Here is a 25,158-nt window from a genome sequence, read left to right as displayed (position 1 = left end):
TTGCCTCGCTCCGTTTATACTCATAAAAAAGATGTGTTTTTTTCATATTCTTATATTAATTCAAGATTAGGTTTTGATTTTATTGAATTTCTGCGAAAGAAAATATATGATATGTTTATCATAAGGAAAGAAAGGAACCTTGCCATGCCCCGTACCTTCCAATACAGGCTGCTTTTATACAATCTGCTGGTCGTCATAAGCATTGCCTGTGCCGTCAGCTTTTATAACTACCATTCCTATTACAGGAATGCAGTTCAAAACGAAACAGAGAATTCCCTGGGACAGATTCAGATTCTCTCCGACCGGATGGAGGTGGCTTATGAAGAAATGGTCAATATCATTGTCACCTGTGCCGAACGAAAATCCCTGTTTTCCGCTCCTGGCATCAGGCGGTCCGACAGCGGTGAATTATCTTATATCAGTGTCTATGCCTCCGACGTGCTGAGGGATCTGTGCGCAATTTCAGGATACAGCAAATACATTTACAAAATCGCATTATATAACAGGGGCGTAATCCTGCAGGCCGGGTTTGCATACGGTTCCTCCAATGATGTAAACGACATTGTAAATGCTTCCTGGTTTCATGATCTGCTTTCCAAGGAAAACACCCAGTATCTTCTCTCCCTGGAGGACAATCCTTTTTCCGTCACAAAATACAACACGCCCAGGCTCCTTCCCCTGTTAAGGCCTTTAAAGTATGCCTCAACCGTCAAGCCGGAGGATGCATGGATCTTTATCGCTATTTCTCCCCGTCTTTTTTCCGATACACTGGAAAGTATGGGAGAAAATCAGATTCTGTATGCGGCAACGGCAGACGGAACGATCATTTCTTCCGTCAACGGGGACTCGTTTGACGTTTCCGGTTTGATGGAAATCTTAAAGAACGCCAAAGAAACAGGCGGCAGCTTCCGCACAAATCTGTCTGGAAAAGACTGTATCGTCACCTACCAGAAGCAGTCGGTCAGCGGCCTGATTTTCTTTCAGATTCTTCCCTTATCCAGCTTGAACCTAGATCACGGCGTGATCAGAGGCACGATTTTCCTCATCTTCTTTTTCTGCACCACCATAGGACTGACCTTATCCTGGATCATATCCAGGCAATTGGGCGCACCTATTAAGAGGCTGAAAAAACGCCTGGAATTCATTTCTCTCGGAAACTTTGAGCCGGACCAGTCCATTGAATCAGACGACGAGATCGGAAGCATCGGAAAACAGATCAATCAGATGTCAAACCGGATTTCCAGCCTCTTGGAAACGAGAGTCCAGAGCGAAAAAGAGAAGCGGGACCTTGAAATCAAAATGCTCCAGGCCCAGATCAACCCCCACTTTCTCTACAATACCCTGGATTCCATCAAATGGATTGCCATCATGCAGAAAAACAGCGGCATTGTCCAGGTGGTGACCGCCCTTTCCTCCCTGCTAAAAAACATGGCAAAGGGCTTTAATGAAAAGGTGACCCTACGTCAGGAATTGGATTTCCTCCAGAATTATGTTATTATAGAAAAAATCAGATATATTGAGCTTTTTGATGTGACCACCCAGGTGGACGAGGAAAAGCTGTACGATGCCAAGATTGTAAAGCTGACCCTGCAGCCCATTGTGGAAAATGCCATCTTCAATGGAATTGAGCCCAGCGGAAGAAACGGGCTCATCGAGATTCATGTCTTTGCCGAAAACGGCGTCCTTTACCTGACCGTCAAGGACAACGGCATCGGCATATCTCCGGAAAACATGGAAAAACTTTTAACCGATACTTCCAGGGTGACCAGAAGCAATATGAGCGGAATCGGTCTTCCAAACGTGGACCGGAGGCTGAAGCTGGTCTATGGAGAAAATTACGGGCTCACCATTGAAAGTGAGCTGGACCAGTATACTATGATTACCATTGCCCTTCCTCTTGAATTTTAGGGAAAGGGCCTTTAGAGGGGAATTTATTGCATGTACCGAATTATTATTATTGACGACGAACCGCTGATTCTGGCCGGAATCGCCTCCCTGATCTCATGGGAGGACTATGACTGCACCATCATAGGAAAGGCCACCAACGGCCCTGCTGCCTATGAAATGATCAGGGAGTTAAATCCTGACATTGTCATTACAGATATCCGTATGCCCGTTTTAAGCGGACTGGAGCTGGTGGAAAAATGCAAGGCCGATGATTTGAATTTTGCATTTATCGTGCTGACCAATTTAGAAGAATTCCATCTGGTGAAAAAGGCCCTCTCTCTGGGGGCCTCCGATTACCTGGTGAAAATCGATTTAAACGAAGAAGCCCTTGTGACTGCCTTAAACAGGGCCAAGGAAGCCTGCGAGCTGCTGGTCCACAAAAAGAACCAGCTTTATGGCGGCGATATGAAATACAGCCAGGAGGGCCCGGCAAAGGCCGCCTTTCGGCAGCTTTTCTTTCAGACCGGGAAGATAGAAGAAATTCCCCAGGAGGTTACAGAGCAGTATCCGGCTCCCTTCCTCATCATGTTTTCCCTGGCTCCCATTTACGTAGACTTCGATACCAGCGGAGAGCGGTATGATCTGGCTTCTGTCAGCAAACAGCTCATGGACATTCTGGGCGGAATCGCGGGCAGGTGTTTCTTCCACCACACGGTGCTGGAATACCGCCAGGAGACCTTTTTGCTGACCGCCTCCTTAAAGGACGCCTCAAAAGAGGAAGCCGGTTTTCAGGAGTCTGTCAGGGATTTCTGCCAGAAGATGAGCGTGGCTTTAAAAACTTATTTTGAACTGTCTGCGGTCTATGGAGTCAGCAGCTTGAAAAAGCAGGTATCAGAGCTTCCTAAAGCCCTGTCAGAAGCCTCCACTTCCCTGGAGTATTATTACTTTGATTCTTCCTCAAGGGTCATCTTCTATGAAGGCCAGACCCTTCATTTCAGTCAGGCAAAAAAGTTCAATATCAATGTGTTTAAAAAAGACCTGGCCGCTTTTATCAGCCAGAATGACAGTGAAAAGCTGGAAGCCATCTTTGAAGAGATCATCACCTTATTCCGGGACAACAAACCCAGCAAGGAACAGGCCACCAGCGCCTGCATCAACGTCTATACCTATCTTTACTCGTTTTTTGAAACCGGGGATGACAGCTATGAGGAAATCTTCCCTTATACCATCAATATCGCCGACCAGTTAAACCACTTTAACAGCCTGGAGGATATTCTGGAGTGGCTTCATGGCTTCTGTGAAAAATTATGCCGCCTTTTAAAGGACCGGAAATCCACCCGCTCCGATAAGCTGGTTGACATGTCCAGAGCTTATATCAATGACCATTACACGGAAAAGCTGACCCTTACCGATGTCGCGGAAGCCTTAAATATCAGTTCCGGGCATTTGAGCAATACCTTTAAAAAGCTGACTGGAATCACCCTTTCCGATTACATCGCCCAGGTGAAAATCGAGCATGCCAAAGAGCTGATCGACACCCACCAATATTTAATGTATGAAATATCCGACCGGCTCGGCTTTGACAACCCCTATTATTTCAGCAAGGTATTTAAAAAAGTCACGGGAATTTCACCGAGGGAATACGAAAGCAGAGCCGTCCACACACTCACTGATGAAAGGAATTAGCCATGCCTCCAGTCAATCTTTTAATCAAGCCCTCTTCCGGCATGTGCAACATGAACTGTCAGTACTGCTTTTATCACGATATTATTGAAAAGCGGGAACAGGCTTCTTTTGGGTTTATGTCGGAAGAAACCTTAAAAAACGTCATAAAAAAGGCTCTCGATTACGGAGACAACTCCTGCACCATAGCCTTTCAGGGAGGGGAGCCTACGTTGATCGGCCTCCCCTTCTTTGAACGGGCTGTGCAGTTGGCCAAAGAATACAACCACAAAAATATGGAACTGCACTTCGCCCTCCAGACCAACGGCTATAACCTGGATGAGGAATGGGCCCGTTTTTTTGCCAGAGAGCATTTTTTAATCGGTGTCTCTGTGGATGGAACCATTCACACCCATGACGCTTTCCGGAAAAATGGGGCAGGGGAAGGCACCTTTTTAAATGTTATGAAAACCATTGACTTATTTAACCGGTACCAGGTGGAATATAACATCCTCACGGTGGTGAACCGGAAAACAGCCCCTGCCATTCAGAAGATTTACCAGTATTACAGGAAAATGGGGTTCCAATATCTCCAGTTCATCCCCTGCCTGGACCCGTTTGACGAAGAAGCCGGGGCCATGGAATACTCTCTCACGCCAAAGATGTACGGGCAGTTTCTGTGTGATCTCTTTGATCTGTGGTTTGAGGATTTCAAAAACGGAAGGGAAGTCTTTATCCGTCAGTTTTACAATTATATTTCTCTCCTTTTGACAGGAAAAGCCGAATCCTGCGATATGAACGGGTTTTGCAGCATTCAGTACGTCATCGAATCCGACGGGGAGGTCTATCCCTGTGATTTCTTTGTGCTGGATGACTATAAGCTGGGGAATTTAAACAATGCCGGGTTTGAGGAAATCGATGAAACCAGGATGAAAATTAAATTTCTGGATGATGATAAGCTTCCGGATAAAGAGTGCCGCTCCTGCTCCTTCTTTCGTTTATGCCGGGGAGGATGCTTCCGCCACCGGATCATGTCAGGGGAAGAAGTTCATTTAAATTATTTCTGCGAATCCTACAAAATGTTCTTTGAGCACTGCCTTCCGAGGCTTAATCAGATAGCCCAATACTTAAGCCGCCGCTGAGCCCGGTGAAATACAGGCTCAGCCAGATTACATAAAAAAGGAGCTGTTGCTTTTGCAACCGCTCCTTTTTAACCGAAATCCGGTTATTTCACAATTTTCTAACAATCTCCATCCGGTTCTCCGCTCAAATCATATTCACGGATCAGATTCACAGCCGACTTGGCGATCAGCGCTGTCATCCCCCATAAAATCCAGCCTTCATACCGGTAAAACAAAATATCATAGGTGCCCTTTACCCAGGGATACTTTTCTCCTCCAGGTATCCATTCGTAAGGAAAGTCTTCCTGAGGCTGGGAAACCAGCCTGCTGACATACTTTTCCGGCGACTGGGAGAAAAAATAGGAAAGGGGGACTTTTATGATTTCAGCCACTTCATCGGTGCTGAAAGTGTCCTCATAATCCTTTATAAAGCCAATAAAAGGATGAATCATCAAATTAAAAGGAGACACATAGACATCCCCCGGTCCAAGGACTTCAATCTGGTCCGGGCTGACCTTAAGTTCTTCCACGGTCTCCCTCACGGCACACTCCCGCAGGCTCTCTCCTGGCTCCAGCTTCCCGCCGGGAAAACAGATTTCCCCTGGCTGGCGTCTTAAATTTCCGGACCTTTTCTCAAATACGAGATAAGTGACTCCTGAAATCCGGACCATGGGAATGAACACCGCATACTGCCTAAAGGTTTCTTCCCCCAGGATTCCAGGATGCCGGGCTGAAAAATTCTCCTTCTCTTCCATCATAGCCTCCTTTACGATCCGCTGAATCGGCTGTTATACAGCTCTTTACAAAAAGTATTCCCTGCCGGCAGTTCTTCATGAGTTCCTTTTTTCTGCAATATTCCCATCTTTCATAACCAGAATCACATCGGCAGCCTTAATGGCGAAGAGCCAGTAAGCGATATGATCAGGCATTTTATAAAACCATTCCACCGGCCAGCATGACGACAGGTATGGTAATCAGTGATAAAATCGTGGTCACTGCCATTAATTCTGAGGCATACCGGCTGTTTTTATTATACTGCAAGGCAAACATGATGCTGGTCGCCGCGCTGGGACAGGCGGAGGCAGTTAAAACCGTAATCGCAATGGTCCGGTCCACCTTCACCGCCATGAGAAGCAGCAGGGTGATAAACGGAACAGCAAGAAGCTTTGCAGCGCTGATCACATACGTTCTGGAGCTTTTTAAGCAGGAAAGCAGATCGCTCTCCGCCAGATTCATTCCGGAAACCATCATCGCTACAGGGGTATTCATGGCTCCTATCATGGACACAGGATTTTTCACCACTTCCGGCAGATGAAAACCTGTCACAAAGAAAAGGATACCCGCTCCGATTGCCACTGTGGAAGGGTTGACAAAATACTTCATGGTGGAGACGAGATTTCCTGTTCTTCCCCTCATGAGAGTGATTCCATGGGACCAGATCAAAATATTGAATACCGTAATATAGGCAGTTATGAAGAACACGCCTTCTGCGCCCAAAAGCCCGTTGATCAGTGGAATTCCCACAAAGCCGCAGTTGGAATAAACCACGGACATCCGTTCCACTGCCATATCAGGATTCCCCTTGGACCGGATTAAAAATCCGGAAAGGAAGATGGACATGAGAAAGCTGATTCCCGATAAACCTGCGGTCACCATCAAACCGATCAACAGTGTTTTGTTGAATTCAATTTGATAGGAGTTGATGATCATACAGGGAGTGATTACGTTGAGCAGGATGGAGGACAGCCTTTTGCTGGTTTCGCCGTCAGCCATTCCTCTTTTTAGGATAACAGCTCCGATTGCCATAATTAAAAACATTTCGATAATTTTATTAACTGTAATGTACGCTAGGCTCATTTTTTATGCTTGCACGGTGTCCGGCAAATCTCCTTTATAATTTTAATCTGGCTGCAGCGGCTCACCTTGGGAAAAAACCGGAATTGGAAACCGGCTCGCCTCCCGCATACAAATGAGCCGTATCCCCGGCTCCCTTACACCGGAAATACGCCTCCCCCGGTATCCGCTCCTCTGTCTCCAGCGTGGTCACTGACGAAGGCGCCAGAAAAAAGCCCTGCCACAAAAGCGGAGCCGCAATCCCAAGTAAATGAGACAGCATAACACAGATAACGCCAAAATGACAGAACATGACAACGGTATCGTCACTTCCCGGATCGGCCCGGTACATTCTGCCATCCCTGTGATAGCCGTATTTTCTCAGGATTTCATCAAGGCCTGCTGCTACCGTATCATATTCAGACTTTACAGGTCCTGTTTTCAAAATTTCATTTTCAAACCATAAATCCTTGTTGTAAAATTCATCCTGCTTCGTCCAGTATCCCGGCATAAAATCCCAGGGTATTGTTTTCGTCTCACCCTCTCCCACCGGAGCATGGAACTCCCGAAGCCATGGCAGTATCTCTGCCTCAGCGCCCAGAGCTTTTAAAGCTGGTTTTGCAGTGTCCTTCGCCCTTCCAAGAGGAGAGCAGTAAAATGCGGAAACAGGAAGCTTTGCGACCCTCTCGGAGAGCAGATCAGCTTCTCTAAAACCTTTCTCAGTCAGAGAATCGATGGAATAGTCCGGTTCTCCGTGTCTTATCAAAATTAATTTCATACTTATCCTCACTTTTTGCCGGTAATAATCTTTTCTTATCATAGCATTTATGATAAATAAAGACAATAAAACCTTGAAGGGATTTAAAAAATCCTGGGCCTGATCAATCGTCAAGTCCAGGATTTCTCCACACCTTTGGCATATGGGAAATGCCGGGGGAATTTTATTGTTTTATTACCAGTAAAGCTGCCAGTCCTTAGATAACCTGGTCAACGCCTCCAGGTAGTAATAATCGCCCCAGGTATTGCATTCATCCACCCCTCTGTTGGCGCAGGGGTTGTGTTCTGAGGCATGGGCATAGGTTCCGTGAAGGAGAAGGCCGTTGGACTGCTCCGGTGACTGTACGGCGCACTCCTTAGCAGCAGCCAGCAAAAGCCGCTTTGCCATATCCGTGTAATACTCTGCATCTTCTCTTTCCATATACTTGCTCATTTCCAGCATTCCGCATACGGCTGCAACCGAGGCGGAGGAGTCTCTGGACTCGTCACTGCCGTCGTCAAAGTCAAAATCCCAGTAAGGAATTAAGTCTGAGGGCAGGTGTGTCAGGAAATAATCCGTCACCTTTTTAAATGTATCAATGTATTCCGGGTTCTTTACATAGCGGTATGCCATGGCACAGCCGTAAATTCCCCACGCCTGGCCTCTGGCCCAGGCAGAACCGTCCCGGTGGCCCTGATGGGTCACGCCCCGTACCGGCTCTCCCGTCTGGGGATCAAAAAAGTAGGTGTGATAGGTGGAATGGTCCTCCCGGATCACGTAATTCATGGCCGTCTTAATATGCGCCTCAGCCTTTTTTGCATAATCGGAATTTCCTGTCACTTCTGCTGCCCAGAACAAAAGAGGCATGTTTAAGAGGCAGTCAATGATCAGACGGTAATTGTCCGGAGCTCCCAGCTCACCCCAGGCCTGGAAGAACTGTCCCTTTTCCTGGAACCGGGCCATTAAATTATCCGCTGCCAGCAGCGCTGCCTTTTTTGCCGTTTCGTTGCCGGTCAGCTTATAAGCTGCCACACAGGATGGGGTATATAAAAATCCCATATCGTGATGATTCACATCCACTTTGTCCACGATTCTCTTTAAAAAGCTGTCTACCTGAACCTCTCCTGCCTTTTTAAAGGCTTCCTTGCCCGCAGCTTCATAGGAGAGCCAGATTTCACCCGTCCAGAAGCCTGTTGTCCATTCCACGTTTTCCGTCTGGGGATAAAAGTTGTTCTGGCTGTTGGAATCGGGGAAATAATCTGTAAAATCCTTTAAATTATGCTCCACCAGGCCTACCGCCAGGTCTAAATATTCCTTCACTTCTTTATCGCTCATCTTTGGGTATGTTAAAAGCTGTTCTACTGTTCTCATATCATTACCTCCTGTATGCCGGAACCAGCCGGTTCTTTCCACTCTGTTTCTTTTTGCATCTTCCTGAGTTTTTGCTGCATAGCTATTGGGGGCCGGTTAAACCATCAGACGGCCTTCCAGCCCTTCATAATCCACGGTCATTGTCCGCCCATCCTTCATCGCCAATGTAACCGGGCCATAGCCTCCGTACTGCTCTTTATCTGTAAATTCAATGGTTTCTATGGGGAATAACTCCTCATCGGTCCATGGGCTGCCATCGGACTTGCTCAGTACGGCGCAGATCATGACATAAGGCTCATATCCATACGTCTTTTCCCGTCTTAAGCTTCCATAAGCCAAAAGGCTGATATCCGCATCAGGATTGACTCCTGTCCGTTCTTTTACCCCGATTTCCTCCCATGCAGTGTAGGTTACAAAGGCCTGCTGAAGCCCTTTTTGTCTCATGATAACGGCCTTTGCATTCTGGCAGGTTCTCTCTTCTATGACCGTTTCTTTTCCGTCCCTCTCTTTTGGAAAGCCGTATGCTCCCATTGTCAGGGTAAAGGGCGGTTCCGGTATCCGCATCTTGTCCACCCGGATATGTCCGTTTGCCACGGAAAAGTCAGCCAGATCAATGGATGCCCTGCCCTGGAAATTGTACTGGAAGTCAAAGTACTGCTTCCGGTACAGGACGCCGTCCTTCACTCCGCCGTACATGATGATATTGGGAACCTGGGCGTTTTTTTCTCCATGGTATAAAAGGCTGTACTGCATGGCCTCCGCCCCCTGGTAATCCAGATCTTCCCACGGAAAATGGCTGTTAAATGCCAGGCGGATATAATACCGGATATACTCATCATCCGGCTTAAAAAGCCCTTTTGCTGTCCGAAACTCACAGGCTCCGTTTCCGCCCTGATGCGCGGACACAATGCCCGGCCCATCCATCACGGTTTCTTTGAATTCATTTTCTTTCAGCCGGTCCCAATCCCCGTTCTCTTCCGCATCACTCCAGAAGGGATGATCCTCCGGATAGGTCAGAATCAGAAACGGGTTGGCAATCCAGAAGGGACTTGAACTGCAGCTGTAATCCTGGAGCATGGGAAGGAACTGCCCGTAAAAGCCGAGTGTGGGAACTCCGTTTTCAAACACATCTTCTCTCGTAATGAACTGCAAAAGAGCCCCGGAATTAATCCGTCTGGCCAGCCCCGGACTGACCTGGGTTTGTCTCAGCAGAAAGGCGGAAGCATAAGGAGAAGATGCCGCATTGCGGTAAAGGCCGCTTCTGGCCCATAAGGTGACCTTTGCCTCCTTATCAAACATGGAGGAAAAGACGTCAGCCATTTCATTGGCATACTGCTCGATCTTATTGGCAATCCAGGGCTCTTCCTCATAGCCGTACCACACATTCCAGATGGGGCCGTATACGTGGAAAGCCCAGGGAGTATAGTAATCAAACCGGTGTCCATCCCTGTACCAGCCATCCCCCGTGTAATAGGAAATGATGACCTGGGCATGGTCCCTCATCAGCTCTCTGTCGATTTCATACCCTTCTTTATGCAAAAATCCCAGAATCAGCATGTTAAACAGACGCCAGTTATGAGGCGTTGTCTTCCCGCAGGCAAATTCTGATAAGTATGCGGCAATCAGGTCCTTTTCTTCCTTCGTATACGTATCCCAAATGGCTTCCCGGCACTGGTCTAAGCCAATGACCAGAGAGGCGCATTCACAGGTGTGCTGAAAGGCCTTCTCACCGGGTCTGGCTATGGCAAGGAGCTCTTTTAAGTTTAATAAGTAATTGGGACTGCCTGGGGTCATTGCCTGTAAAATCTGCTGTTTGTAATACTCCCTCACCGGAAAGCTTCTGATGACAGCTTCCGGGCGGTTGTGGAGGAGAGGCGCTGCAATGAGAAAGCTTCTGGCAAGCCCTTCAAACTTCGCCGCACTGGCCTTGGTGGGGGAACTGCCTGGGTTTGGGTAGCTTACGTCAAATTCCGTCCTGGGGCTGACAGGCTGGTCAGCCATGGAAGACAAATTGGAAAAAATGCCATCTAACAGGAATTCGCAGGCCTCCAGCCAGTGCTTTCTCGTCATGCCGGTATAGGGGCTTTTCCCGTAATCTCCATCCTTTATTTCAAACTTCATAAAAGGGACCTCCTTACAAAAAATCTTATCTTGCTTTTTTCTATCCTTATCATATAATAAGTGTAGTGCAAGTTCTTTGCTGAATCTTGTCTTTTTATTGCGCAATGTGACTATAGGAAAGAAAAGAGGAGTTTATGGAAACAATCAGCCAGTACCACCAGATTAATTTCCCGGAGATGATACGAAGCCATCACATGATGTCTTCCAGGCAGGTTACGGATATTTACCACATGCATGATTCCTATGAGATGCTTTTATTTTTAAGCGGAAATACAGATTATTATATTGAACACCACCGTTACCATTTAAAAAGAGGGGATTTGCTGGTCATTAACAACAGGGAAATACACAGAGTGGTGTCCAGGGACAACAAGCCCTATGAGCGGATTGCGACCCACTTTTACCCCGATCTGGTCCGCAGCTTCTGTACGGAAGAGGCGAATTTGCTGGCCTGTTTTGAAGAGAGAGGGAACGCGGATAAACACGTGATTTCCTTAAATCCTCCTGCCCTGGAACGCTACCTTGCCTTAGCCGACCAGATGCATACGGCCCTCACCTCAGACACCTTCGGCCATGATATTATGGCGTCCACCTATCTGCTGCAGATGCTGGTGCTGGTCAACACCTGCTTTCACGATTCCACCCTCAGCCCTGAAAACACCATGCCCCAGCTTTCCTGTCAGATCATGGGATATATCAACAGCCATTTGACCGAAGATTTAACCGTTCAGGCCCTGTCCGGACATTTTTATATGAACCGGTCCTATATGAGCCGGAAGTTCCGGGAGCAGGCGGGTTGTTCCATTCAGGAATACATCATCCTGAAACGGATTTCTTTGGCAAAAACTCTGCTCAGTGAGGGAAAAAGCGTTTCCGAAGCCTGTGAATTGTCAGGGTTTCACGATTACTCTAATTTTATCCGCACCTTTAAAAAGTATGCGGGAACAACTCCGGGGCATTACGGTCAGAATTTCACCGATATCCCTTGAATCCGCAAAAGCGGTCAGATACAAATATCCCTCCGGACTGTGCTCATCAGTCTGGAGGGATACCATTTTTTAATCCATTTGAAATGTCTTTATTTTTCTCACCACATCAAGGATTGTGCCGTCTCTCGCTTCCACGATGGCAACCACCTCATCCTCCCATTCCAGTTTATCAGGAGTCCCTACCAGGCTGTAGGCCTTATCTCTTAAGCTTTCGATGGTCCTGTGAGGAATCTTCGCATCATCCAGGCATTTGATTAAGTCCTGGCGCAGAGGGTTGACTGCAATGCCGTAATCAGTCACCACCACATCCACACACTCACCCGGTGTTGTAACCGTCACCACCTCATCGCAGATGGTCGCCATCCTACCCCTTGTGAGAGGCGTTACAATGATACAGCATTTGCTTCCCGCCGCGGTATCCGGATGCCCGCCCGGAGCTCCCCTTAAAATCCCGTCAGAGCCGGTGATAACATTCACGTTAAAATCAAGGTCAACCTCCAAAGCCGATAAAACCACGTAATCCAGCTTATTGACGTAAGCCCCTTTGTTTGCCGCATTGGCATACTCGCTCAAGCTGATCTCGTGATGCTTTGGATTGCTGAAAATATGTCCGATGGCCCCTTCATCAAAGTCCTGAGTGTCCAATATATGCTCTATCAGCCCTTTGTCCTGCAACTTACAGATGGCAGTGCTGGTGCCTCCGAGAGTAAATCCTATTCTGATGGACTTTTTAACCATATGTGTTTCCAGAAAGCGGGTGGCTGCTAAAGACGGGCCCCCAACACCTGTCTGAAAGGAAAAACCGTCTTTAAAATAAGGAGTTGCAGCGATCACATCCGCCACCTGCTCCGCCATCATAAGCTCTCTCGGATTGTCCGTCATTCTGGCTTCCTTGGTGGCAATCTTTTTCGGGTCTCCGATATCCTCCACCACACAGACACAGTCCACATCAATGCAGGACACCGAAGAGGGCAGATTGGGGAAATCCACCAGAGTGTCTGTAATAATGACGGTGTGATCCGCATAGTGGGGATCATGGGAGCCAAATCCCATGGAACCAAAATTGTTTTTGCCGCCCACCCCTTTTGCATTTCCGCAGCAATCAGAAGAAGCTGCCGCCAAAAACGCGATATCAATATGGACTTCCCCTGCTTCTATGGCTCTTGGCCTTCCTCCGTGGCTTCGGATAATGGCCGGGGTTTTCAGCTTTCCTGCTGAAATCACCTCCCCGATTCTTCCTCTCACGCCGGAAGTCTGAACACCGATGATCTTCCCCTCTTCAATGTAATCGGCAATGTTATCCTGGGCGCTTCCAAGGGAGGTAGCCGCAACGGTAATATCCTTTAAGCCCATTTCTTCCACGAGAACCCTTGCGACCATGGCAGCCACATAATCACCGTTTCGCAGCTCCGTGTGAAAGGAGAAGGTCATTCCATCGTGAGCGCCGCACTTTTCACAGGCTTCCCGGATGCTGGCGCAGATTTTGCTTTCCTGGGGCTTTATTCCCCGCCGGGTTTTCGGAGAATCCTTTTTGATGTATTTCCCATCCATATAGTTCTTTCCCTGGTAAACCTCTTTTCCATTTACAAGAAATTCTTCGGGAATATCTCTTTTTACTGCATTGATCATGTTTTTCATCCCTTCTACGCTGATTTTACAAATCTCCCTCATAGACGCCGCAGGCCTTTGCCAGGGCAATGATTCTTCTGGCATCCTCGAAAAACGGAATATCCACCATCTTTCCGTCCACCGTATAAACGCCCACGCCTGAATCGGCCTGTTCATCAAAAGACCGGACCAGCTTTTCCGCATATGCGATCTCTTTCTGTGTGGGAGCAAAGGTTTCGTGCACGAAACGGATCTGCTTTGGGCTGACAATGCTCTTTCCGTCAAATCCCATTTTCCGGTTCTGGATCACTTCTTCCTGGAATCCTTCCATATCATCAATATTGGGATACATGGTATCAAAGCACTGGACACCGGCTGCACGGGCGGCCAGGAGCATCTGTCCCCTTGCAGCCAGCATTTCAATTCCGCCCTTTTCAATCTGCACATGCATGCTTTTCCTGAAATCGCCGCCAGAAATTGCGCATCCGAACATTCTTTCCGATGCCGTTACAATTTCATAAGCGTTCATGATTCCTCTGGGGCTTTCTAAAGCCGCCATCAAAAGGGTTCTGCCTTCTTCTGCACCGAACTCTTTTTCTGCGGCGAGAACATGGGCTTCTACCTGCTTTACATCATCTGCGCTTTCGCATTTGGCAATCCGGATGCCGTCTGCGCCTCCTGCGACCACGCAGCGGATATCTTCCTGCCAGTGCGGGGTATCCAGGCCGTTGATCCGGACGAGGACTTCCGTATCCCCGTAATCAATATTTTTTAAAGCGTGGTATAAGGAGAAACGGGCTGCATCCTTTTGATTTTCGGCCACCGCATCTTCCAGATCGAGGATAATGCTGTCCGCTCCGTAGATATAGGCGTCTTTCATTAAGCCCGGCTTTTGCGCATTCATGAACATCATGGTCCGGCGCAAACGGTTTTTTTGAGGGATGGGACGTGGAATCATATTACAGCACCTCCCAGGAAACATCTTTTTCAGATTTGCCGCAGCTTCTGTAAACAGCGCATTCCACACGGGCATTTAAGGTACATTCCAGCGCTCCCTTGTCCACCACCGTTATTTTGCAGCTTTCCACCTGAAGCCTTTTTAAGGTATTGAGAACCGCTTCCTTAATCTGGCGGCCATATTGATTCATTACCACGCTGTCAACAGACAAATCGATCCCATGCTCTAAGGGTTCTACCGTCACTTGTGCATCACTGGATTCCATAGTACCGGCCATACCGGTTTTTAGAATTTTCATACATTTTTCTCCTTCCGACCTTCTGATTTTTGTCTTATATCACTATTTTTAACATAAGAGAAGATCAATTGTAAAAGTCCCATTTTTCCTATTCAATCATTCCAAACAGGAATTCAAAAACCTATTTACAAAAAAGTCAATCGAGTATAATATTGATATATACTTGGAAATCAGCCATGTTTTATGAAAGGAAGGGGGACATGGACGAAAGGGATTTTGAGCTTTTAGCAATATTAAGGGAAACGAAAAATATAACCAAAGCTGCAGACCTTCTTTATGTCACCCAATCCTCCCTCTCAAAACGGATTTCAGCCCTGGAAGAAGAACTGGACACCACCTTAATCCTGCGTTCCAGAAGCGGAATTGTATTCACTCCGGAAGGGGAAATTGTGCTGGAACATACGGCAAGGGCTGCGGAAGAATTAAAAATAATGAGGGAATCCGTCAATGCCGGAAAGGGTTATGTATGCGGCACCTTAAATGCCGGAATTTCCGTAAATTATGCCCTGTACCGGTTTCCCGATATTCTGACAACCTACCGGCAGCAATATCCCCATGTGACCACCCACATTACCACGGAACACAGCCGGAAGCTGTATGTTCAGATGCTTGATGATGTCATTGATCTGGCCATCTTGCGGGGGGAATATCCGTGGAAAGGAAACAAGCTTTTGCTGGAACGGGAACGGGTCTGTGCCATTTTCCATGAAGAATACAAAGATAAGCCTTTGGCCCAAATCCCTTATATGGGGAGAAAAACAGATGCCGCCTTTGAACGTGAAATCCTGCAGTGGCTTCGGGAAAACGACTTAAATCCAAGGCTTCGGGGCATCTATGTGGACAGCATTACCACCTGTGTGGAAATGGTAAACCGGGGCATTGGCTGGGCAATCGTTCCTGAAATATGCCTCCATGATTTTAAAGGGATCATAAAACCGTTAGTATTTAAAGATGGAGAGCCCTTTGTACGTTCCACTTATCTGATGTATACAGACAGGGCTGCGCTGCTGCCTCAAGTAAAAGCGTTTATTGAGATTGTAAAAGATTATAATAGCAAAGGAGTATGATATGGCAGAATACATTGTATCAAAAGTTTATCCCAGCGATAAAAAGGGCCACCAGCAGATTGATGAACTGCTGCACGCAGAAGGAATCCGGCGGGATGGAAACCTGGACTATACCTGTGCCGTTTACGATGAGGATTTCAATGTCATTGCCACGGGAAGCTGCTATGCAAACACTCTTCGCTGTCTGGCCGTCAGCAGCTCCCATCAGGGAGAAGGGCTGATGAATACCATTGTGTCTCATCTGATGGAAATTCAGTGCGACAGGGGAAATACTCACGTATTTTTATATACCAAATGCGACTCCGCCAAATTTTTCGGAGACCTGGGTTTTTATGAGATCGTTCGGATTGAGGACAGGCTCGTGTTTATGGAAAACCGCAAGACAGGCTTTTCCCAGTATTTAGACCAGTTAAAGGCGGATGCAGGCAAACTTTCTGACCAGGAGGGTGTTATATCCGGCCTTGTTATGAACGCAAATCCCTTTACTCTGGGACACTTATATCTGCTGGAAAAGGCTGCGGCTGAAAGCGATGTTTTACATTTATTCATTGTCAGCGAGGACGCCAGCCTGATCCCGTTTTCCGTGAGAAAGAAGCTGATTATCGAAGGAACAAAGCATTTAAACAACATCTGCTACCACGATACCGGCCCCTATATTGTCAGCAACTCCACCTTCCCCAGCTATTTCCAAAAGGATGGAACGGATATTATCACCGGCCATGCCATGCTGGATTTGACCATCTTTTTAAAGATCGCCAAAGCCCTGGGAATCAACAGGCGGTATGTGGGGGAAGAGCCCAACAGCCAGGTAACGGCTATTTACAATGACATCATGCAGCAGGAGCTTCCAAAGGCCGGTGTGGAGTGCATCGTGATTCCGAGAAAAGAATCCGCAGGCGCGCCCATCAGCGCTTCCACGGTCCGCAAAGCCATCAAGGACAATCACATGGAGCTTCTTAAAACCTTAGTGCCTCAGACCACTCTGGATTACTTTTTAAGCAAAGAAGCGGAAGATGTCATAGAAAAAATACGTGCGGCTGAAAATGTCATTCACTATTAAACAGGCAAAAGCCGCCAAAAAGAATCCATTTCCTTTTGGCGGCTTACGTTTTAATAAAAAAATCCTCCATTCACCTGTATAGTTTCCATGGAAATACGAAAACTACGGGTATACAAGGAGGTGTTATTATGGCAAAAGCAGGTATGAGACGTCCAAGTCCCTATGATCCCGATAATCACGGAACAGAAAATCACGAGAACATGCATCGTCCCAAAAATGAACAGGCCCAGGTACCGGAAATACAGGGCGCTGCAAAAAATGGAAATGCAAAAGCCGGCCCAATTAATGCTCCAAACTGGGCCAGAGATGATTATAAAACAGGTAATAAATACGATGGTGAATAAAACTTAAATGCTTCATTTGGGCCCAAATGAAATATGATCAAACTCCTTCTACGAAGCCCCCTACTGACTTTGTAAAACGTACAGAACCTTTGGAGCCTGCCTCCTCACGGTCTGGCAGCGTCCGCTGCATTTTATCAGAATAGCGTTTTGTTTACCGGTAATTCCAATATATACCTAATTTAAACAGATTTCAACCCAAGTGCCAAAATTGTACACTCTAAGCGCCAAAATTTGCACTCCCTGTTTTCGTTTCAGGATTTTTGAAAATAGAGAGGGTAAAAAGAAAGTATGGCCTTTATACAAAGTGAAAACTGTGGTATATTTATGTTATAACTACCAAACATTAATCCATTTACAAAGGAGGACTTTTTATGAAAATCAGCGCAAGAAACCAATTAAAGGGAACCATCGTAAGCATCGAAGAAGGTGCTGTAAACGGAATCGTACAGATTGATATCGGCGGCGGAAACATCATCTCTTCCACCATTTCCATGAGCTCCATCAAGGAGCTGGGCCTGGTAAAAGGAAAAGAAGCCTATGCCATTATCAAAGCCACTTCTGTAATTGTTGGAATTGATGAGTAAACGAATCCCGGAGAGATTAAGATTTCATATCTCTCCGGGATTTTTTCATTCTTTTTGATTCCGGCTACCGCCTCTGCATATTCTTTTCTTCACCCACATCAAAACCCCGGCTGCGCAGCACGCGTTCCGCCACCGCCTTATTGGTATCAATCCACGCTCCGTTGGCAATCATATAGCCGATCAGATCGCTGAGCATATCCACCCGGCTGACCCGGCCCATAAACTGAGGATGCAGCACAAAGTTGATCATTCTGCCCTCCTTAGCCAGAGAGTCAAATTCATCCTTCCAGATCTCATACATTTCACCAGGGGATTTTAATTCATACCGTTCCGGCGCGCTGTCTGTGTAAAAGTCATAGGCAGTATCATCAAAAATGGAATCCTTGGGGAGCTCCACCAATGGAACCTCTTTCCCATCAATGGAATGGAGAAATGGCCCGTCTTGATTTCGCCAGTTGGAGCTGTAAATATATCCATGCTCCAAAAACAGCTTTTCACACCGCTCCATAGTGGCGTGTTCCTGCTCATAGGTGGTTTCTGTGGACTCCTCATGAAAGTATCCATGAAAGCCGATTTCATGTCCTCTGCGGGCGATTTCCTTTACTACCTCAGGATAATCGTCAGCTACAACGCCGGGAATGAAAAAGGTAGCCTTTACTCCGTGAACATCCAGCATATTTAAAATCCGGCAAACCCCTGCTTAGGGCCATAAGCCCCTTGTGAAATGGAACTGCTGAACCGGGTGGGACTTAAGGAGAAGGCTGATGTCTATCCAGGCATGCTTTCAGGCAGTCAGAAGCAGAGGGTTGACATTGCCAGAGCTCTGGCTATGGAACCGGAGATTATGCTGTTTAACGAACCTACTTCCGCCCTGGACCCGGAGATGGTCAAGGAGGTTTTAGAGGTAATCAAAAGTCTGGCCCACACCGGTATCACTATGATGCTGGTGACCCATGAAATGGGATTTGCCAGAGAAGTTTCCGACCGGATCTGCTTTCTGGACAATGGCATGATTTTAGAGGATTCTGCTCCGGATGTGTTCTTTAAAAATCCGGCTGCAGAACGGGCTAAGTCTTTTCTTGAAAAGGTTCTGTAATATTGAAAAAAATACCGCTGTTCCGGTTATCTGCCGGACAGCGGTATTTTTATGGCTTCCTTCCCATTTCGGGAATATTTCTTACATCAATGTGAGCCAGCTTCAGACTGTATGATACCTCATGGGGGTATCAGTCTCCGATGTAGCTATAGAAGACTTGTAACTTTTGAATAAACAAGTGGATTTGATATAAATTCACAGTTAACGGCAATAGGTATTTTAAGAGTACCACTAATGTGATGTATCATTGATATTTAATTTAAATTACCTTTTTTCTTTCTATCACGCGATAGGGACAATTAATTTCTCAACCTCAGATTTTTCCAATGCATCAATCGGCATGATTCCTACAAGATCATTGGGTATACCTAATAATGTGGAAATATCACCGCCAAGCCGCCTGATATACCACTTATTCTCATATTGTACTGCATCAAAACAGAAACAATACTTATTCCCATTAAATTCAAAGGTGACAACACTGCTTCCTACTCCGTCTGCACCGCAAACTTTTGTCTGCTGTGCTTTGGCATTCAGGAGGCTATCGGTATCATATTCCTTTAAAAGTTCTTCAGGAGGAATATAACCCAGGATTTTCATAGAACTTAAATCTATTTGTTCTGAAGAAATACTTTCATCAGAAGTATCTTCGTTTTTCAACAAATCAGAATTTCCGAAATATCCTTCATTTATAATATGAAGAGCAGCATATTGTCTTGCTATATCCCTGATAACTTGCTCTTTTCTACTTTGGATATTAAAGCTTCTGGAAAAATCATTTGCAGCAGGCAGATTGAATTCCTGGTGCATAAATACATATCCTTGAGCATCTTCTAAACTTGCCTGTAAATCATAGTGATCTACATAGCTTTCTACAGCATATGTACTTATCATCTGATCTGGTTCATACGCTTTAAAGCCTTCCAGATAGGCTTTTGCAGCCAATTGGGGGAATCAAATCCTTCCATTTCAAAAATGACTTCTGTTGGTTTCCCTACATCAGATGCTTCTATTCCGGGCTCAAATAGGTCTTTTGAGGAATCGCTTATAAAATTCTTAAGTGTCCGTTCATCTTCTGCATCCAATAACGCAGCTCCGGCCACACTGCTGTCCAAACCTGACATATGAGCAAAAATCCCGCCTAATTGCAGATTAAGCCATCGGCTGTCGAATTCTATCACATCAAATGAAAGAATATACTTATTTTCTTCTAGTTCAATGACAGCCACACAACTTTCTATATTGTCACCACCATACTTTTCTGCCTGTTTGATCATATTTTTTTGATGTGTCTCCGAACTATATATATCTAAGAGTGATTCGGGAGGTATAAATCCCAACAATTTCATGCTTCCTAACTCCACTGCCTCCAGCTGAACCTCCAGCTTCTCCAGAAATTGTTTTACCTCACCGGCATCATTTAACTGTATGTAGCTATCAGTGGGTAAATCCAACTGGCTGAGGATTAAGTATTGACGCAAAACATCGTCCAAATAGTTTTCTTCTGCAAAGGAGTCTGATATAAGTTTAAAATTACTGGTCTTAAGCCCCTCCAGATAAGCCTTAACAGCCTGCTCTGGTGAATCGAACCCAGCCGCTCCCGCTGCCTGGACTGTCGATGCATCAGATAATTTTGACTGCGTTTCAGATATTTCCTGCATTTCTGCCTGAGGGGCAGAAGCGTTTGAGAAAGAGCAGGCGGAAGTATATGCTGAAATTAAAAGAACTGCTACCATTACTAAAATATGTTTACATTCTTGTATCTTTTTCATTTTCCCCTCGACATTTCCTGAGTATTTTATATTCATATTTATCAGAAACGGAGATGGCGCTTGACCTATCTCCGTTTTGATTCTGCTAACCATATGTATTACTTCTCTTATAGTTTACCCATCCATGAAAGAATTTGGACTACTAAAATAACTATGCCAACTACTAAAATGATTCCTCCAATAATCTTTGCTGCAGTTGTCGATGGCATTTTCGGAAATTTCTGTAGCAATTGATCCGCTGGCGTTATCAGCAACGTTGCCCCTATCACAATCATTACAATCCATATAATAAAATCAAACATTTCTTTTCCTCTCTTTCTTGTTAAACAACACGATACATGCTGTAAATAACATTCCTAATTCTAAAATTTCAGTATAATATGTAAAGCTTTATGATTGGATATAGTTCAATATATTTACTTCTGCTGCAATTTCATCTTCATTTATAGTCTACATCTTTCCCAGCTACATAAAAATCTGAATCGCTAAAATACAAATTCCAACAACGAATATAATTCCACCTATAATTTTTGCTGCTTTTATAGATGGCATTTTGGGATATTGCTGTTTTAGCTTCTCGGCTGGTGTAATAAGTAACATAAAACCTACTCCAATCATTATAATCCATAAAATAAAATCAAACATTTCTTTTCCTCTTTTCTGTGATGTATTTAGGTTATTAAATGAGTAAACCTATAAACTGCTTATTAATGGTATCAAGATGATCGGTAATAAGCAATATAAGTCTATAATCATCTTTACTATCTATGGCAATCTGATCTATCTTATCTCTCATCAATTGTACCACCACGTGGCATGTCCCAAACTTCACCCGAACCCTCAGGTGGAGTAGTCACCTATCTGACAGGCAGTGAAGATTTTATATATAATTAAAAAAAGTATAGCACATCTCCGTGCTATTTTGAATCAAAAATCACTGTTCTTCTTCCAATACTGGCTCACGGTATTCTGTCTTGTTTTTCATCATTCCGTACACAATGTTCACCAGTCTGCGCATAATACAGACCAATGCCTGAGACTTGGTTTTTCCCTCACTGATTTTTCGCATATAGTAACTATGAAATACCGGATGATTGGGAGTTCCATTCTTGGGCATAGAAACCATAGTCACTGCCAGAAAATAAAACAGCCCATGCAACTGACGGTTTCCCTGTCTGGAACTCTGCTCCTTGCCTTTTCCGGCAGAACTAAACTTGACTGGTGCCACTCCTGCAAATCTCGCTAACTTATCTGCGTTGGAAAATCGTCTAATGTCTCCTATTTCTGCAATTAGTTTACTGGCTACCGTTATTCCGATTCCCGGCATACTGGTCAGTTTATAATCAAACGTGTGCAGATTTTTTTCTATTTCTTCATCAACTCCTGCCAGTTCTTCTTTCTGATGCTCTAAATTTCTTACCAGACTCCTTGTGATAAAATCCCTGGATTCCTGGTATTCCCGTATGGTATTTCCGTCATTCTGAACACAGTCCAGGATGAGTTCTGCTTTATCTCTTTTTGTAATACGGGCTATTTCTTTAAATTCAGCGGTCAACTCTTCTGCCGTTTTACTCTCTAAATGCACCGGAGAGGGATAAGCCCTCCAGAAATACATGGCACATTTTCCATCGATTTCACTGAAAAATTTATGATAGCTGGGGTATGCCATAGATATCTGTTCATGAAGACCATTTTTAAAGCGGATTCCGTCTTTTACTAACATTTCCCTCTGATTTACCAACTGTGACAAAGTCCATTCGTTATCCTTGGGCTTTGCGTCAGGCAAAGTATGCAGCTGATTAATCAGAACCGTTGCCACACAGTATGCATCCCACTCGTCATTTTTACGGAACATGGGCGCACTTTTTCTCTGATCATAGGCCAGGGCAGGATTGATGTCCTTCACTGTATAATCGTTCTCAATCAGCCAGACAGCCAAACTTCTTCCATAGCCGTAAGCATTCTCTAATCCATAAATGGGATTCAGCCCAAGGCTACGGGTTTTTCTGTTTACCTTTTCTGCCAGCTTTTTAAATTCACTGGGCTTGTTTTCAATGACAACCACTTCTAATTTTTCATTCCAACAGTTTACCATCACTGCGGTATGAGTTTCTTTATGCAGGTCAATCCCCACATAAAGAAGATTTTCCCTCTTCTGCAATTCTCTCCCTCCTGCTCTTGTTTTCAACCAGTCAGTTCCCGTACCGGCAACCTCAGATGACAGCGTTAACTCAAAATGAGTCCGCAAGGGTTCGACAGCCTATCCACAACAAACCAATGGGTGAAAAAACAAGTTATTTCTTTTATTGGTTGTTGATGTTAACTCTCTATCGGATAGATTGCAAGTCATTTCTGATTTTATTTTCTTGAAGGGGAAAAGGACAGAAAAAAGGAGAAAAAGAAGGACTACAGCAAGAGTATTTCTCCCCCCGTAGCCCCCCTCCTGTCCAGTTTACCATAAGTGGATTTTTTTGAGAAGGATGGTTCACCCCTGTATTCGTAAACTTTTTCTTACTTTTTTGTGATATTTTTAGACATGGCTTGAGACGTACCATCGACTTAGCTCACAATCCGCAATTCCTACTGGCAACTCTTTTTTATCAGCCCATTGTGCGCTCGTGTTGCCCCTGTGTGCCCTTAACATAACCTCAACGGCAAGTTGACCATTATCTTACTAAAACCCAAATGTGGGCCAATTTGGAAAGTCTCCTGCCAACAATCTTGCTGATACAGTTCAAAAGCTGATAAATTGCTGCATCACAAATCATACACAGAACCTGTCTGAATACAACTTCAGCCTATATTTATCTGGTCGAAAATAAAGCAGGAGAAAGCCGGGTGGTCAAAAGCAACCACCCGGCAGCCACTTCGCCCAGCAGTGCTGGGCGTTTGAGGAACATTTACATGAGGTGGTCAGATTTACGGTTTGTCACAGTAAAGGTGGTCGGAATCCGGAAAAATCCACATACAATAAGGCTTTGCAAGGTACACATTGAACGTCCACCTATGATGCCCATTGTTCATTTCTGCTGTTTTCAAAGCTTATAATTAGTGATTTCTGGTATCGACTTCTTAAAGCAATTCCGGTATCGTATGTCCTCAAAGGAGGGAAATATTATGACCGAACAGGAATTACTGGATATGTTTACTCAGGAACGTGTCAACATGCTAATTGAAGTATTCAACCAAAAACAGCTCGATCACCCTAAGAAGGAATGTGAGAAAATTCTACATGCTGAAATCTTCATTGAAAATTTACCAAAAAAGGAAAAAGAACTGGTTCAAAATTATATTGACTTCCTAATAAGGCAATTCGCTTTGGAAGAAACGTTTCTCTATCAGCATGGTTTTATGGATGGTGTGAAAATGTTAAAACATATTGGCAAATTATAGCTTTGTAAAAAAGCTTAGAATACAACCAGAATCAGTCATATTCTAAGTTTTTTCAATATACTTCTTTGGTAATTTTTAAGTATTAATGATATCTTATTATCTTTCTAAAATATACTTACTAGGGACCATATCTGCTAGCCATACCTTTTCATTACCATAGTAAAACTTTATGCCATCATTCCAAGCACTCAAAGAATCAATTACTAATATTTGTGGATTATTATCACGTCTTTTTCCTACAATTTCTGCGGTAGCAATATCCTGTGATAAGTGAACATACTGCCTGCTCCGTGGTAACAGCCCTTTTTCTGAAATTGAATCCATAAATCTTCTTGCTGTTCCATGGTATAAAATATTGGGCGGCATCTTTTCTTCTTTGACAATTTTCATTGGTATAGAATGTCCATAAAATGCTCTGATTTTATCATCATAAATTTCATGCCGCTTTTTTTCTGATCTTTCAATCATTTCAATTAAATCTTCCTTAGCAACATCCTCCCATTTTGAAGTTTGGTGTAAAGAAAATAGTAATTGCTCTAGTGGTACCCCTCCGCTTTCATCCATCTCCAGTTCATACTCCCAAGGAGCATGACGTAAAGCATAAGATACTTCCTTGCTCAATTCAGAATAATTCATGATTTCACTTCCTTACTCTATTCCAATTAGTTCTTTAATTGCACTAATAAACCACGACCAAAAATCATCAAATTCTTGCCTTCTTTCATAACCTTCTGTAGCATAATCGTGAACAATAAATACCTTTTCTCCAAAACCCATTTCAAAACAAGCAATGTCATCACTATCGTATCTTCCAGCAAAAGGGATCAGGTTCCTTTGGGGATATCTTTTAACTAATTCATTCCTTCGATTTACTAATTGTTCAAAACTCATCAAAAACCAATTATCAAAATCAAGTAATTTAAGTTCAACAACCTTCAGATACGACTCTGGATATTTATAGCCAAGTAAATTCTCATATCCTTTTAATTTTTCTAACATATTTTATGCTCCTTTAATTTTTCATTTTAGGCATATCAATAGAACCCGATGGATAAGTTCCTCTAAATGTCGAATTTTGTTTAAGTATTCTTAAGTTTATTGCTTCTCCCCATGTAGAGGGAACTCCTTTTGGAGTTGTAAATCTGTTAATAAAACCACTTGGTAATGAATCATTATAACTATGTACATTAGCATTAACATTAATTCCAGCTTCTCTTGCTGCTGCGACCCTGGTATT

General features: G+C 44.6%; 25 protein-coding genes and 2 pseudogenes. 10 read left to right on the top strand and 17 right to left on the bottom strand.

Annotated features, from left to right (window positions below; translation table 11 throughout):
* The first annotated feature begins 111 nt into the window (after positions 1 to 111).
* Genes QM657_RS17450 through QM657_RS17440 form a run of 3 tightly spaced genes read left to right on the top strand, consistent with a single transcriptional unit; the run spans position 112 to position 4,691 of the window.
* A complete protein-coding gene (locus tag QM657_RS17450; protein ID WP_415067977.1) occupies positions 112 to 1,908 on the top strand; it encodes a sensor histidine kinase in 1,797 nt (598 codons plus the stop codon).
* 30 nt (positions 1,909 to 1,938) lie between these two features.
* Complete coding sequence (locus tag QM657_RS17445; protein ID WP_415067976.1) at positions 1,939 to 3,573, top strand: response regulator; 1,635 nt, start codon at positions 1,939 to 1,941, stop codon at positions 3,571 to 3,573.
* Between the two features lie 2 nt (positions 3,574 to 3,575).
* Positions 3,576 to 4,691, top strand: coding sequence for an anaerobic sulfatase maturase (locus QM657_RS17440; RefSeq protein WP_415067975.1), 1,116 nt, complete (start codon positions 3,576 to 3,578; stop codon positions 4,689 to 4,691).
* A gap of 98 nt (positions 4,692 to 4,789) precedes the next feature.
* On the opposite strand, the gene QM657_RS17435 is transcribed toward QM657_RS17440, so the two are convergent.
* The 5 genes from QM657_RS17435 to QM657_RS17415 form a co-directional block, all read right to left on the bottom strand.
* Positions 4,790 to 5,428 carry an NUDIX hydrolase gene (locus tag QM657_RS17435; protein ID WP_415067974.1) on the bottom strand — a complete coding sequence of 213 codons (639 nt, stop codon included), beginning with the start codon at positions 5,426 to 5,428 and terminating at the stop codon, positions 4,790 to 4,792.
* Between the two features lie 172 nt (positions 5,429 to 5,600).
* On the bottom strand, positions 5,601 to 6,527 hold the full coding sequence (locus QM657_RS17430) for an AEC family transporter (protein ID WP_415067973.1): 927 nt from the start codon (positions 6,525 to 6,527) through the stop codon (positions 5,601 to 5,603).
* Between the two features lie 61 nt (positions 6,528 to 6,588).
* Positions 6,589 to 7,281 (bottom strand): histidine phosphatase family protein, encoded by a 693-nt coding sequence (locus QM657_RS17425; protein ID WP_415067972.1) that lies wholly within the window; start codon positions 7,279 to 7,281, stop codon positions 6,589 to 6,591.
* A 174-nt stretch (positions 7,282 to 7,455) separates the two neighbouring features.
* The gene (locus tag QM657_RS17420) at positions 7,456 to 8,631 is read right to left on the bottom strand and encodes a glycoside hydrolase family 88 protein (RefSeq protein ID WP_415067971.1); all 1,176 of its coding nucleotides are present in this window, start codon (positions 8,629 to 8,631) and stop codon (positions 7,456 to 7,458) included.
* A 96-nt stretch (positions 8,632 to 8,727) separates the two neighbouring features.
* On the bottom strand, positions 8,728 to 10,752 hold the full coding sequence (locus QM657_RS17415) for a DUF2264 domain-containing protein (RefSeq protein ID WP_415067970.1): 2,025 nt from the start codon (positions 10,750 to 10,752) through the stop codon (positions 8,728 to 8,730).
* Positions 10,753 to 10,886: 134 nt separating this feature from the next.
* On the opposite strand from QM657_RS17415, the gene QM657_RS17410 reads away from it, so the two are divergent.
* The gene (locus QM657_RS17410) at positions 10,887 to 11,741 is read left to right on the top strand and encodes an AraC family transcriptional regulator (protein WP_415067969.1); all 855 of its coding nucleotides are present in this window, start codon (positions 10,887 to 10,889) and stop codon (positions 11,739 to 11,741) included.
* A 69-nt stretch (positions 11,742 to 11,810) separates the two neighbouring features.
* Here QM657_RS17410 and citF read toward each other — a convergent pair whose 3' ends face one another.
* Genes citF through citD form a run of 3 tightly spaced genes read right to left on the bottom strand, consistent with a single transcriptional unit; the run spans position 11,811 to position 14,605 of the window.
* Positions 11,811 to 13,370, bottom strand: coding sequence for a citrate lyase subunit alpha (gene citF, locus QM657_RS17405; RefSeq protein WP_415068007.1), 1,560 nt, complete (start codon positions 13,368 to 13,370; stop codon positions 11,811 to 11,813).
* 25 nt (positions 13,371 to 13,395) lie between these two features.
* The gene (locus QM657_RS17400) at positions 13,396 to 14,307 is read right to left on the bottom strand and encodes an aldolase/citrate lyase family protein (RefSeq protein WP_415067968.1); all 912 of its coding nucleotides are present in this window, start codon (positions 14,305 to 14,307) and stop codon (positions 13,396 to 13,398) included.
* A gap of 1 nt (position 14,308) precedes the next feature.
* The gene (citD, locus tag QM657_RS17395) at positions 14,309 to 14,605 is read right to left on the bottom strand and encodes a citrate lyase acyl carrier protein (RefSeq protein WP_415067967.1); all 297 of its coding nucleotides are present in this window, start codon (positions 14,603 to 14,605) and stop codon (positions 14,309 to 14,311) included.
* A gap of 200 nt (positions 14,606 to 14,805) precedes the next feature.
* Here citD and QM657_RS17390 point away from each other — a divergent pair, with 200 nt between their 5' ends.
* The 4 genes from QM657_RS17390 (at position 14,806) to QM657_RS17375 (ending at position 17,660) form a co-directional block, all read left to right on the top strand.
* The gene (locus QM657_RS17390; protein ID WP_415067966.1) at positions 14,806 to 15,672 is read left to right on the top strand and encodes a LysR family transcriptional regulator; all 867 of its coding nucleotides are present in this window, start codon (positions 14,806 to 14,808) and stop codon (positions 15,670 to 15,672) included.
* A 1-nt stretch (position 15,673) separates the two neighbouring features.
* Positions 15,674 to 16,732, top strand: a complete 1,059-nt coding sequence (gene citC, locus QM657_RS17385) for a [citrate (pro-3S)-lyase] ligase (protein ID WP_415067965.1) — start codon at positions 15,674 to 15,676, stop codon at positions 16,730 to 16,732.
* A 128-nt stretch (positions 16,733 to 16,860) separates the two neighbouring features.
* Positions 16,861 to 17,076 (top strand): hypothetical protein, encoded by a 216-nt coding sequence (locus tag QM657_RS17380; RefSeq protein WP_415067964.1) that lies wholly within the window; start codon positions 16,861 to 16,863, stop codon positions 17,074 to 17,076.
* 371 nt (positions 17,077 to 17,447) lie between these two features.
* Positions 17,448 to 17,660, top strand: coding sequence for a TOBE domain-containing protein (locus QM657_RS17375; protein ID WP_415067963.1), 213 nt, complete (start codon positions 17,448 to 17,450; stop codon positions 17,658 to 17,660).
* A gap of 64 nt (positions 17,661 to 17,724) precedes the next feature.
* On the opposite strand, the gene QM657_RS17370 is transcribed toward QM657_RS17375, so the two are convergent.
* On the bottom strand, positions 17,725 to 18,336 hold the full coding sequence (locus tag QM657_RS17370) for a polysaccharide deacetylase family protein (protein ID WP_415067962.1): 612 nt from the start codon (positions 18,334 to 18,336) through the stop codon (positions 17,725 to 17,727).
* Between the two features lie 48 nt (positions 18,337 to 18,384).
* Between QM657_RS17370 and QM657_RS17365 the strand changes: the two are divergent.
* Positions 18,385 to 18,756: pseudogene (locus QM657_RS17365) on the top strand (amino acid ABC transporter ATP-binding protein); the annotation flags it as partial.
* Positions 18,757 to 19,038: 282 nt separating this feature from the next.
* Here QM657_RS17365 and QM657_RS17360 read toward each other — a convergent pair.
* The 5 genes from QM657_RS17360 to QM657_RS17340 form a co-directional block, all read right to left on the bottom strand.
* Positions 19,039 to 19,701 carry a hypothetical protein gene (locus tag QM657_RS17360; protein ID WP_415067961.1) on the bottom strand — a complete coding sequence of 221 codons (663 nt, stop codon included), beginning with the start codon at positions 19,699 to 19,701 and terminating at the stop codon, positions 19,039 to 19,041.
* Positions 19,647 to 20,564, bottom strand: a complete 918-nt coding sequence (locus QM657_RS17355) for a hypothetical protein (protein ID WP_415067960.1) — start codon at positions 20,562 to 20,564, stop codon at positions 19,647 to 19,649. The genes QM657_RS17360 and QM657_RS17355 overlap by 55 nt, the downstream gene beginning before the upstream one ends.
* Positions 20,565 to 20,635: 71 nt before the next feature.
* Positions 20,636 to 20,830, bottom strand: a complete 195-nt coding sequence (locus QM657_RS17350) for a hypothetical protein (RefSeq protein ID WP_415067959.1) — start codon at positions 20,828 to 20,830, stop codon at positions 20,636 to 20,638.
* Between the two features lie 163 nt (positions 20,831 to 20,993).
* Positions 20,994 to 21,173, bottom strand: coding sequence for a hypothetical protein (locus QM657_RS17345; RefSeq protein WP_158376070.1), 180 nt, complete (start codon positions 21,171 to 21,173; stop codon positions 20,994 to 20,996).
* A 289-nt stretch (positions 21,174 to 21,462) separates the two neighbouring features.
* Entirely contained in the window at positions 21,463 to 22,689 is a 1,227-nt protein-coding gene (locus QM657_RS17340) for an IS110 family transposase (protein WP_415067958.1), read from the bottom strand.
* A gap of 956 nt (positions 22,690 to 23,645) precedes the next feature.
* Between QM657_RS17340 and QM657_RS17335 the strand changes: the two genes are divergently transcribed.
* On the top strand, positions 23,646 to 23,921 hold the full coding sequence (locus QM657_RS17335; protein ID WP_415067957.1) for a hypothetical protein: 276 nt from the start codon (positions 23,646 to 23,648) through the stop codon (positions 23,919 to 23,921).
* A gap of 96 nt (positions 23,922 to 24,017) precedes the next feature.
* Here the strand turns inward: QM657_RS17335 and QM657_RS17330 are convergent, their stop codons facing one another.
* From QM657_RS17330 to QM657_RS17320, 3 genes and pseudogenes are all read right to left on the bottom strand, one after another.
* On the bottom strand, positions 24,018 to 24,557 hold the full coding sequence (locus QM657_RS17330) for an RNA 2'-phosphotransferase (RefSeq protein WP_415067956.1): 540 nt from the start codon (positions 24,555 to 24,557) through the stop codon (positions 24,018 to 24,020).
* Between the two features lie 12 nt (positions 24,558 to 24,569).
* Positions 24,570 to 24,920, bottom strand: coding sequence for a hypothetical protein (locus tag QM657_RS17325; RefSeq protein ID WP_415067955.1), 351 nt, complete (start codon positions 24,918 to 24,920; stop codon positions 24,570 to 24,572).
* Positions 24,921 to 24,933: 13 nt separating this feature from the next.
* Positions 24,934 to 25,158 (bottom strand): annotated as a pseudogene (locus tag QM657_RS17320) (hypothetical protein); the annotation flags it as partial.

The sequence above is a fragment of the Lacrimispora sp. genome (assembly GCF_047605665.1).
Classification (GTDB): Bacteria; Bacillota; Clostridia; order Lachnospirales; family Lachnospiraceae; genus Lacrimispora.
Note: the sequence above shows the minus strand (reverse complement) of the source record. Positions and strands in the feature narration are given on the sequence as shown.

Coding starts and splice junctions, on each gene's coding strand:
- QM657_RS17450 (WP_415067977.1), top strand. CDS start 112: ATGTTTATCATAAGGAAAGAAAGGAACCTTGCCATGCCCCGTACCTTC.
- QM657_RS17445 (WP_415067976.1), top strand. CDS start 1,939: ATGTACCGAATTATTATTATTGACGACGAACCGCTGATTCTGGCCGGA.
- QM657_RS17440 (WP_415067975.1), top strand. CDS start 3,576: ATGCCTCCAGTCAATCTTTTAATCAAGCCCTCTTCCGGCATGTGCAAC.
- QM657_RS17435 (WP_415067974.1), bottom strand. CDS start 5,428: ATGATGGAAGAGAAGGAGAATTTTTCAGCCCGGCATCCTGGAATCCTG.
- QM657_RS17430 (WP_415067973.1), bottom strand. CDS start 6,527: ATGAGCCTAGCGTACATTACAGTTAATAAAATTATCGAAATGTTTTTA.
- QM657_RS17425 (WP_415067972.1), bottom strand. CDS start 7,281: ATGAAATTAATTTTGATAAGACACGGAGAACCGGACTATTCCATCGAT.
- QM657_RS17420 (WP_415067971.1), bottom strand. CDS start 8,631: ATGAGAACAGTAGAACAGCTTTTAACATACCCAAAGATGAGCGATAAA.
- QM657_RS17415 (WP_415067970.1), bottom strand. CDS start 10,752: ATGAAGTTTGAAATAAAGGATGGAGATTACGGGAAAAGCCCCTATACC.
- QM657_RS17410 (WP_415067969.1), top strand. CDS start 10,887: ATGGAAACAATCAGCCAGTACCACCAGATTAATTTCCCGGAGATGATA.
- citF (WP_415068007.1), bottom strand. CDS start 13,370: ATGATCAATGCAGTAAAAAGAGATATTCCCGAAGAATTTCTTGTAAAT.
- QM657_RS17400 (WP_415067968.1), bottom strand. CDS start 14,307: ATGATTCCACGTCCCATCCCTCAAAAAAACCGTTTGCGCCGGACCATG.
- citD (WP_415067967.1), bottom strand. CDS start 14,605: ATGAAAATTCTAAAAACCGGTATGGCCGGTACTATGGAATCCAGTGAT.
- QM657_RS17390 (WP_415067966.1), top strand. CDS start 14,806: ATGGACGAAAGGGATTTTGAGCTTTTAGCAATATTAAGGGAAACGAAA.
- citC (WP_415067965.1), top strand. CDS start 15,674: ATGGCAGAATACATTGTATCAAAAGTTTATCCCAGCGATAAAAAGGGC.
- QM657_RS17380 (WP_415067964.1), top strand. CDS start 16,861: ATGGCAAAAGCAGGTATGAGACGTCCAAGTCCCTATGATCCCGATAAT.
- QM657_RS17375 (WP_415067963.1), top strand. CDS start 17,448: ATGAAAATCAGCGCAAGAAACCAATTAAAGGGAACCATCGTAAGCATC.
- QM657_RS17370 (WP_415067962.1), bottom strand. CDS start 18,336: ATGCTGGATGTTCACGGAGTAAAGGCTACCTTTTTCATTCCCGGCGTT.
- QM657_RS17355 (WP_415067960.1), bottom strand. CDS start 20,564: ATGAATATAAAATACTCAGGAAATGTCGAGGGGAAAATGAAAAAGATA.
- QM657_RS17350 (WP_415067959.1), bottom strand. CDS start 20,830: ATGTTTGATTTTATTATATGGATTGTAATGATTGTGATAGGGGCAACG.
- QM657_RS17345 (WP_158376070.1), bottom strand. CDS start 21,173: ATGTTTGATTTTATTTTATGGATTATAATGATTGGAGTAGGTTTTATG.
- QM657_RS17335 (WP_415067957.1), top strand. CDS start 23,646: ATGACCGAACAGGAATTACTGGATATGTTTACTCAGGAACGTGTCAAC.
- QM657_RS17330 (WP_415067956.1), bottom strand. CDS start 24,557: ATGAATTATTCTGAATTGAGCAAGGAAGTATCTTATGCTTTACGTCAT.
- QM657_RS17325 (WP_415067955.1), bottom strand. CDS start 24,920: ATGTTAGAAAAATTAAAAGGATATGAGAATTTACTTGGCTATAAATAT.